General features: G+C 65.2%; 9 protein-coding genes. 8 read left to right on the top strand and 1 reads right to left on the bottom strand.

What is annotated here, in order from left to right; translation table 11 throughout:
- The 5 genes from MKK55_RS00150 to MKK55_RS00170 form a co-directional block, all read left to right on the top strand.
- Positions 1-212, top strand: a 212-nt coding sequence (locus MKK55_RS00150) for a hypothetical protein (protein WP_243932677.1), incomplete at its 5' end; no start/stop codon positions are given.
- A gap of 1,248 nt (positions 213-1,460) precedes the next feature.
- Positions 1,461-1,673 (top strand): hypothetical protein, encoded by a 213-nt coding sequence (locus MKK55_RS00155; protein WP_243932678.1) that lies wholly within the window; start codon positions 1,461-1,463, stop codon positions 1,671-1,673.
- Between the two features lie 3 nt (positions 1,674-1,676).
- Complete coding sequence (locus tag MKK55_RS00160) at positions 1,677-2,153, top strand: hypothetical protein (RefSeq protein WP_243932679.1); 477 nt, start codon at positions 1,677-1,679, stop codon at positions 2,151-2,153.
- Positions 2,154-2,396 (top strand): hypothetical protein, encoded by a 243-nt coding sequence (locus MKK55_RS00165; RefSeq protein ID WP_147726446.1) that lies wholly within the window; start codon positions 2,154-2,156, stop codon positions 2,394-2,396.
- 877 nt (positions 2,397-3,273) lie between these two features.
- A complete protein-coding gene (locus MKK55_RS00170; RefSeq protein ID WP_243932680.1) occupies positions 3,274-3,456 on the top strand; it encodes a hypothetical protein in 183 nt (60 codons plus the stop codon).
- 364 nt (positions 3,457-3,820) lie between these two features.
- On the opposite strand, the gene dps is transcribed toward MKK55_RS00170, so the two are convergent.
- The gene (gene dps / locus MKK55_RS00175; protein ID WP_147726444.1) at positions 3,821-4,372 is read right to left on the bottom strand and encodes a DNA starvation/stationary phase protection protein Dps; all 552 of its coding nucleotides are present in this window, start codon (positions 4,370-4,372) and stop codon (positions 3,821-3,823) included.
- A 344-nt stretch (positions 4,373-4,716) separates the two neighbouring features.
- On the opposite strand from dps, the gene MKK55_RS00180 reads away from it, so the two are divergent.
- The 3 genes from MKK55_RS00180 to MKK55_RS00190 all read left to right on the top strand — a co-directional run bounded on the left by MKK55_RS00180 (position 4,717) and on the right by MKK55_RS00190 (position 7,554).
- The gene (locus MKK55_RS00180; RefSeq protein ID WP_147726442.1) at positions 4,717-5,010 is read left to right on the top strand and encodes a hypothetical protein; all 294 of its coding nucleotides are present in this window, start codon (positions 4,717-4,719) and stop codon (positions 5,008-5,010) included.
- A 180-nt stretch (positions 5,011-5,190) separates the two neighbouring features.
- Positions 5,191-6,114 (top strand): alpha/beta hydrolase, encoded by a 924-nt coding sequence (locus tag MKK55_RS00185; protein ID WP_147841697.1) that lies wholly within the window; start codon positions 5,191-5,193, stop codon positions 6,112-6,114.
- 195 nt (positions 6,115-6,309) lie between these two features.
- Complete coding sequence (locus tag MKK55_RS00190) at positions 6,310-7,554, top strand: NRAMP family divalent metal transporter (protein ID WP_243932681.1); 1,245 nt, start codon at positions 6,310-6,312, stop codon at positions 7,552-7,554.
- The last annotated feature ends 1,106 nt before the right edge of the window (positions 7,555-8,660 follow it).

Here is an 8,660-nt window from a genome sequence, read left to right on the forward strand (position 1 = left end):
GCATGCCGCCAGAAGCGACAGCCTTCTCCCGTCGGTCGACCGGAGAATGGAAGAACCAAGCTCAAGCTCGTTTCGATCCGTTCGATCCGTTCGATCGTGGACCCGTAAGCGCGTGGAATGCGCAGCCGGGCACCTCGGATATTCCTCCGGTCCAAAAGGCCGATCGGCGACGCTTCACCGACACCATGGCGCTGCTCCACACCAGCGCATAGGCGTGGGCGGTATCGAGCCCGTTGTGATGGGATCTCCGTCTCCCATCCGCCTCGCCACCTGATCCGGGGGCCGGTTGATCTGCATCAGCATGACGGCCGCAAAGCAGCAGAGGGCCAGCGACGTGATCCAGAGAAGGGCTCGTGCGGTCCGCTTGGTACGCTTCGACATGCCCGCGAAGGTGTCGGCCGGCGGTTAGCAGGCGCTTAATGGAACGCTGAAGGCGAAGCAGGCCGGTCCTCCGATCCGATCACGGCGGATGGGTGCGTCGTTCATCGCACCGGCCATCCGGTCCTGAGCCCGGCTTGCTGGGAAGGTGCCCGTGATCCGTTGCCAGCCGGTCGATCAGCAGAGGCGGCCGGGCCGGCATACGTCTGCGTACCCAGTGTTGGTATAGTGCCGGCGAACAGGGAAGGCGCTGCCCGGCGCAGGCGGCCCTCTTGAGCCCCTCGGCGATCCGCCGGCTCGATCACGCCTTGAACGCTGTACGCGCCGAGGCCCTATATGTCGGGCATGATCACCTTCACACCGAACCCGCATACGATACGGATCAACCCGTCCAAGTCGGAGCCAGGACGCTTCGACTGGACGATCATGAAGGATGATTTGGTCGTACGCCAATCGATCCGATCTTTCGGATCACAGGGGGCATCTGAGGCAAGTGCCGATACGGCATTTCGAGAGATAACAGCCCTTTGGCAGACTGCGCGGTAAGTCCAGGACGAGCCGAAAGTACCGATCGGGACGCTCGGTTCACGACGGTACCTGCCGCCTAGACGCCCGCACGGTGGCGGCGACCGCTTTTGTTTGTCGCGACGTGCTCGCGGCACCGCGCAACGACGACCTCATGCGCGCCGCCCCACCATCGGCGTGCCGGCGGCCCCGATGCCCGCCAGGATCTTGCTCAATCTCAGCTGAAATCCTCAGGATCCTTTGGAGTTATTTTCTCTGTACCCGATTGCCTCCGCGAGGCGTTGTCCCTTCATAACCAGCAAAATGAGGCGATCATGCGAGAAATCGCGCTGCCGTCCATGCCGGTGTACGTTGGTCTATGTCTTATGATCCTGGGAATGGAAGCGGAGCACTTGGCCTGTCGCCGATGGCGCATGGCACAGCATTCCAAGGAACTCGATATCCGGGTGGTGCTGGGCTTCAGCCTACCCCTGGCAGGGTTCCTCCTGATGTGGCTCGGACGTGCCTGATCTGAACTCGCTGCCGGATCACGGAATCGAACATGCAAGGAGCGTTTTATGCCTCAGCAACCGAGCCTCGCGGATCAGCGATCTCACAGGGCTGACGATGCCGGGCGTTCCCCTGCAGCCGAAAGGGATGCCGAAGCCGACGATACGTTGGCGCAAGCTCGTATTGAAAAACATCGTGAAGCCGCCAACCACGTTCGCATGACGGTCACGGGCAACGCTGCGAACGCCGAGAAGGGCGACAGCGGAAAGGACGATCAGTGAGGCATGCGCTTGAAGGCCCGACATCAAGCGTTCACCGGTCGTCGAAGCCAAAGCCTGCAAGTTGATCGCCACGGCTGGCAGGATCGAGGGCGGGAACATCCAGCGTCACGCCGTCCCGACATCGTGGCCTATGGAAGACCAAAGCGCTTCCAAGAGCCTCGACCGCTGGTCGGAAAAGCCGGAATTCATTTCGGTGATCCGGAGGATCGCCTCGTCGACCGCATCCAGTCCTCCGATGGCGTGAATGCTTTCACCGATTGTGCGAAGCTGCGCCGCGATCGTCGCCGAGGCCGACTCATTCAAGAACGGTGTGTGGCCCACTTCGGTATCGTCGAAGCGGTTCCACTCGATCTGTCGCAGAAGGGCATCGACAGCGCAGTCCTGATTGGTCGCGATGTGGTCCTGCTCCTGAATTGCCTGACCTTCGACCGAAATTGTAGGGCTTTGGAGCGACCCTCCCCGCTCTTAAGGATCAGATGAATGGACGTCGTTCTCACACCGACAGGGTCGGCCGGCAAGGCATGGGATCTCAAAGATCGGCTGGGACGGAGCCTCGGCAAGATCACAAGGCCGAAGGATACCGACGATTTCCAGATCCAGCCGGATGAGGCGGGCCTTCTCGTGACTGTGAAACGCGCGCACGCCTCCCTCGACGCCGCGATGTCGGCCATCGCAAGCGTCGCCAATGGCGCGTGCACGCTGGACAGCCAGGATTGGGGTTAGGGCTCAAAGCGCGAGATACGCATGTTCGAGCCATGAGACGCGAAACATTTGAATGCGGCTCGGCTCGGCGCGGCCGTTCGTTCCGTCCCTTCGGCCAGCCTCGTTCCTGCTGGCGAGCTGATCCGGACGGTGATTTTCGTCCGGCTCCGCGCCTTCTCCTCACGGAACCGGCTGCCGGAACCACCTCCGATTTCGGAGATGAACTTCAGACCCGCACGCTCGAAGGCTCCTGGCATCGGTCGGCTCCGCGTTTCGCCCCGTGGACGATCTGCTGAGGCAGCGAAGGAAGCGGAAGGTCGTGCTCGTCCAGCAGGAAGTCTGCGCTGAGTAGCGCCCGGATATGTTGCTCGGGACTGGCCGACTCATGATCTGCGCGTCCAGCACCTGATCGGCGAGGAGGCCGGCAAGGCGGGAGACCTCGGACAGGCGTTCCCAGGGCTGCCGTCGTCGTCTCGACCGAAAGCGCCGAGCGCTTCGCCGCCACCGTCGCCCCGCTGGTCAACCGCGACGGCACCTTCGACCGCTCCGCCATCAAGCGCGCCGCGATCCGTTCGGCTCAGGCCCGCATGGAAGTGACTGGCGACGCCTGGGGCATGTGCATGTCCTATGCGCTCGAGGGCGCCCGGGCCGCCGCCAAGGTCCTCCCGCGCCGACCGCGCGCATCGAGGTCGGACCGATGGCCTCCGACCGGATCCGCTCCCCCGCCGTCCGCCTGCTGCACGCCCGGCAGGATCACGCGGCCTGCCTTCGCCTTGCGGCCTCCTACCGGCACCGGATCCGCGGCCGGCGAGACCGATCAGCGCGAGGCCCATGCCTGGGCGCTCGGCCTTGCCCGCCGCTGACGCCTCGTCGCTGCCGAACGGAGCGAGACGCGCGGATGGCCGAGCTCGCCCGCCGCACCGTTCTCGGTGCCTTCCTGGCTCTCGTAGCCGCACGGATGCCTGCCATCGCCTCTGACGGCGTGCTGCCGGTCGCGGCGGCCGAGCGCGCGGTGATCCCGTTCGCGCCTCTCCCTTGGGGCGGCCGGGGCAACAATCTGGCTGCCGCTACCGTGGCTTGAGGTCATGGCGGGACGGTAAGGCAGGCGCGTTGGCGCTTCGCTCAGCGGCACAGCGGCAGCCCAGCACCAGGCAGGCAGGGGCCGCCGACAATCGGGCAGCCCCCCATGCTCTCGAACGTGGCCTGCCGCGCGAGTCGCTGCGGAGCGACACTGGCGAATGTGGCTCCCGCCGAGAGGCAGATCAGGCTGAGAGCGAACATCGTGCTCTCACCGCTTCCTCGGCGCACCGGACACGGGCAGGACCATCGACCCGGCACGAAGCCGCCCGGCATCGATGTGTCGAGACCGCCAAGATCGCATCGCTCATCTGAGGGATGCGATCTTGGCTCTCGTGCCGGCGTCAGCCGAATGGCCGTATCGTGCCTCAGCGCTTGCCGTCGTGATCACCATCGCGCATCGCGCCAGTTGGCTCCTGGACATGAGCTTCGAGGAACCAGAGCTGCTTATCGACGCCGCGCGAGACCTCAGTGAAGAGGTCCGCCGTGCCGGCATCGCCCGCCTCGTCGGTGTCGTCGATGTTTTGGCGGACGGCGTTCGCATAGACCGCATAGCGATCGATCAGCGCCGCAAGATGGTCTGCGATCCGATAGGCGTCGAGCGGATACGGTGCGAGCTGCGAGCCAGCGGCCACCGCGGTCGCCGTGCCCCGCGCCGTGCCGCCGAGCTGCGTGATGCGCTCGGCAACCTTGTCGTTGTAATCGTCGAGTTCGGTACGGAACCCATCCAGCATCAGGTGGATGCCGATGAACTGCGGACCCTTCAGGTTCCAGTGGGCCTGCTTGACCGCCAGCGCCAAGTCGATGCCGTCCGCGAGCCGGGCGTTGAGCGCGTCGGTCGAGACCTGCTTCGCGTTGGACTTGGTGCCGTTCTGGGTCTCGTGGAGGCGCTGCCCCTGGGAGGCGTTCGTGTCGGCCATGGTAGGTCCCTTCAAGTTTCAGCAACAGCCGGAAGGCGCTCTGCAGCAGCCTAGGCGACAGCGTCTGGGATGCGCGCGATGAGCGCTCGCTCCCTTCAAGACCGCCATCGGGCGCCGGTTCCTCTGCAACGATCGAACGACGGTGCTGGGCACCGTGGGTGGCTAGAATTGCCGCGCTGCTCGGCGAGCGGGAGCCGGATGAAGAGGCCGAGCCTCGGGCGATCCTCGTGGGGCGACTTCAAGGCGAATGAGGGCTAAAGGCTTCAGGCAGGCGCCGATGCGATTGCACGGCGCCTCAGCTGGCGGGCACAGGCTCGCCATCCCCCACCCTTACGGAGACCGGATTGAAAGAGCCCGAGCAAGGCAGTCCTGAAGCCATCTACGTCTCAGCCATGGTCGGAGAGATGATGCGTCGCGTCCTCGATGACGCCCTTCTCGACCTCGCCAAAGCGAAAGGGCCGAGCTACCTTGACACATTCCTTGAACGTGAACTCGCACGTTACAGCGACCTGTTCCGCGAGCGGGTGGACGACAGGCCCGAGACCACGGATGCGTTGCGAGCTTGGTTCCTCGTGGATGGACAGACAGCCCTACGGGAAGTTGTCGCTCGCGCTATGACCGCTGCGAACCGCGAGTAGTCAGTCTGAGATAGCGCCGCAGCCGATGCCGGATAGGGCGCACTCGGGAAGCGGGTTCCCATGAGGCTGGACCTGCTACAGCAGCTCCCGGCGCCTCACTCCGAAACGTCCCCGGATGATTTCGCTTCACCGCTGCATGGGTCTTGCTTGCAAGGCTCCACCTCGCCGCGCTGGATCACCATGCTCGACCGCCGCTCCTTGATCCTCGCTGCCGGCGCGAGCGCGATCGCAACCAGCGTTTGCGCTCAGCCACGGTCCGAGCGCTTGCGGCTTTGGCCCAGCGCCCCACCGGGTGGGGGCGGCCCGATGGGGACCCAACAGGCCGAGATCGATGGGGCCGCCTTCAACATATCCGAGCCCCTGCTGGACATCTTCATTCCGCCCAAGCCGAACGGTGCCGCGGCACTCGTCGTCGGCGGCGGCGGTTATCGACGCATCGGCCTGGTCAAGGAGGCCTATCCGGCCGCAGGCTGGCTGACCGACATCGGGGTGACGGCCTTCGTCCTCACCTACCGCCTACCCAACGAGGGCTGGGCCGACGGCACCTTGGTTCCCCTGCAGGACGCGCAACGGGCCATGCGGACGATGCGCTCTCGGGCGGAGGCGATGGGGCTCGACCGGCAGCGGATGGGGGTCGTCGGCTTCTCGGCGGGCGGACATCTCGCCGGCACGCTCGCGATGCGTGCCGGCCTACGCACCTACGCGCCGGTGGACGAGATCGATCGGCAGTTGGCCCGTCCCGACTTCGCGGCCCTGATCTATCCGGTCGTCACGCTGGAGCCGCCTTACGACAACACGGGCACCCGGCGGAACCTCGTCGGCGAGCAGCCGAAGCCCGAAGCGCGGACCGCCTGGTCGCTCCAGACACAGTTGCGTCCGGGCTGCCCGCCGCTCTTCCTCGTGCAGACCGACGACGATCCCGTGATCAGTCCGGAGAACAGCCGCATCCTCGACACGGCCTGTCGGCACATGAGCGTCCCGGTCGAGTTCCACCGCTTCAGCAAGGGCGGCCATGGTTTCGGCATTGGGGAGCCGGGCACGCCCGCAAGCGTCTGGCCCACCCTGTGTCATGCGTGGCTCCAGACCCTCGACATGCTGGGTTGAAGGCTGAACGTCGCTTCCGGTGCGCTGATCTCATCCAGATCAGGGGATCATCCGGGCACCGCGATCCGCGAATGGTCGTCGGCTGCATCGGCCGGGCGAACGCGCTCAAGGGGCCCTGGGGGAGCGGGTTTCTGTGACGCACCATGGTTTACTGGGACGCTCGGAACCCGCCTTGACCGTTCCGGTTGCAATGCCGTGCCCGACACCGCTTACCTGCCCCGCATATCCGCGTTTCTCAAGGCCGCAGGACCCGGTCTTGTCGTGATGCTCGCCGACACCGATGTCGGGAGCCTGATCACCGCCGCGCAGAGCGGAGCGCGTTGGGGCTATTCCCTGCTTCTGCTGCAACTCCTGCTCGTGCCGATCCTCTACATCGTTCAGGAACTCACCGTCCGCCTCGGCACGGCGACAGGCCGTGGTCACGGCGCGCTAATCCGAGAGCATTTCGGACCCGCTTGGGCCTGGATTTCATTTGGCGGTCTCGTCGTGGCCGGTATCGGAGCCATCGTCACCGAGTTCTCGGGGATCGCCGGCATCGGTGACCTGTTCGGTGTGCCGCGGATCGTCAGCCTTGGTTTACCGGTGGCGATCCTGCTGTGGCTGGTGTTCACCGGGGGCTACCGGCGTGTCGAGGTGGTAGCCATCGCCGTCGGCTTGTTCGAACTCGTGTTCATCGGACTCGCTATTGCGGCCAAACCTGACCCAGGCGAAATCCTGGCCTCGTTCGCGCACATACCGCTAAACGACGGCGGCTTCCGGGTTCTCATCGCAGCCAATATCGGCGCAGTCATCATGCCATGGATGATCTTCTACCAGCAGTCGGCGATCGTCGATAAGGGCCTTGGCTGGCAACACGCACGCGACTCGCGCCTGGATACCCTCGTCGGTGCGATCATCTCGCAATGCGTGATGGGGGCGATCCTGATCGCGGCGGCCGCCACCATCGGGAAGGGCGGCCGCGGAACAGCCCAAGGGCTCGATACGGTCGGCCAACTAGCAGATGCCTTCACACCGGCGCTGGGCCCATGGCTCGGACACGTCGCCTTTGGGGTCGGCATCATCGCAGCGGCGTTCGTGGCACTCAACGTCGTCGCACTGTCGCTCGCGTGGGGCTTCGGCGACCTGACGGGCCGGGCGCACTCCCTCACCCTGTCGCCGCGTCAGGCACCAGTTTTCTACGGCGCCTTCACCTTAGTTGTGGTCGCCGGTGCGATCGGAGTGCAGCTCGTACCGAACCTTGTAGCGCTCAACGTCGCCGTAGAAGTGATGAACGCGCTCCTGCTGCCGCTGGCCCTCGGCTTCCTCATCCTGCTCGCCACCCGTGCCTTGCCGCCAGACCGGCGGGTCGAAGGCACCTACAAATGGGTGGTCTACGTCGTATCCGGCCTCACGATCGCCTTCGCGATGGTTGGTGTCCTCGATGGGGTTGGGCTGCTCTAGGGCGGTCGCAACCCGATCTCGACGCGGAGTCAGGGCCGCGCCGTCCACTCGTCCGCCGTCAGTTCCGGGCCGGTGACGCAGAGCATGCCGTTCGTGACGATGCCGGAGGCCATCGGCGATCCCTGCCTGCCAGTCCTCGACGTGGATCGTAGGAGGTGCTTGCCGCGGCGAGATTGCCGGGCCGCGTGGACGGAATGGCGCCGAACGATCGTCCCGCGAATGAGAACGGGGCGCCGGCCCGGGAGCCGGGACTGTTCTCGACACGCAATCGCGCGATCGAGGGCACGTTAAGCACCATCCAAGGCGTCGCGGATCCGCCCGGCTCGGATCGGTATGCCAAAGCGGGCTCGCGCCGTGCGGGCGAGGGTTGCGACCTCGGGAGAGGCGGAGCCGGTCAGACGGTTTAGGAGCCCAGAAGCGGCGGCACCGGCGGCCGGAATGGCTGCATCGAAAGCCCCTCCTACCATTGCGCCCGTCAGCGCATTCCCCGCCACGTCGCCTGTCCGACACTACGCTCGCCGGATTTCAAGTCGCACCGGGACGCGTCAGGGCCAGCCGTGACCTGACGCCGTTATGGTCTCCGCGCCTTGAACCTGCTGTCGGTCTCGTAGGTCACCACGGCCTCGGCTGGGATGCGGTACAGCTTCCCGCCCTACTCATGCATTGCCGGCGATGCGGCAGCAGCAGATGGGGCATTGGAAAGCGGCGGATCGGACTACAGCGCAGCGGTGAGCGGGGATAACCTTTGAAGCCCGGCAAAAGCTATACCACACCTATTGCGTTCGATCCGACTTCGGATAGAATAGAATTCGTTCCAGTCCATCTAGAATTAAACAACTCAAGCGCGCCCTAAAAGGCGCGCTTTTTTGTTTCTTGCCCCGATTTTTAGACGGTTGGGTTCGGAAAACGACAAACGCCCCAGGAGGTTTCTCCTGGGGCGTTGTTTGATCGACCGACCCATCCACCTACGTCTTCGCCACCGACGTGCGGGAGGTCCGGTGAGCCGCCTCGTGCCGCGCTCGCTCGTCTGGCGGCTGGCGCTGCTCCTGGTGCTGGCGGTGGTGGCCGCGCAGGCCGCGGCCTTCGCGATGTTCGCGAGCGAGGCG

Origin of the sequence: Methylobacterium sp. J-059 (assembly GCF_022829485.1) — a bacterium.
Lineage (GTDB): Bacteria > Pseudomonadota > Alphaproteobacteria > Rhizobiales > Beijerinckiaceae > Methylobacterium.

What these genes read in the sequence shown, in the direction of transcription:
- MKK55_RS00155 (WP_243932678.1), top strand. Translation starts at nt 1,461, where the DNA reads ATGCCTCAGCAACCGAGCCTCGCGGATCAGCGATCTCACAGGGCTGAC.
- MKK55_RS00165 (WP_147726446.1), top strand. Translation starts at nt 2,154, where the DNA reads ATGGACGTCGTTCTCACACCGACAGGGTCGGCCGGCAAGGCATGGGAT.
- MKK55_RS00185 (WP_147841697.1), top strand. Translation starts at nt 5,191, where the DNA reads ATGCTCGACCGCCGCTCCTTGATCCTCGCTGCCGGCGCGAGCGCGATC.
- MKK55_RS00160 (WP_243932679.1), top strand. Translation starts at nt 1,677, where the DNA reads ATGCGCTTGAAGGCCCGACATCAAGCGTTCACCGGTCGTCGAAGCCAA.
- MKK55_RS00170 (WP_243932680.1), top strand. Translation starts at nt 3,274, where the DNA reads ATGGCCGAGCTCGCCCGCCGCACCGTTCTCGGTGCCTTCCTGGCTCTC.
- dps (WP_147726444.1), bottom strand. Translation starts at nt 4,372, where the DNA reads ATGGCCGACACGAACGCCTCCCAGGGGCAGCGCCTCCACGAGACCCAG.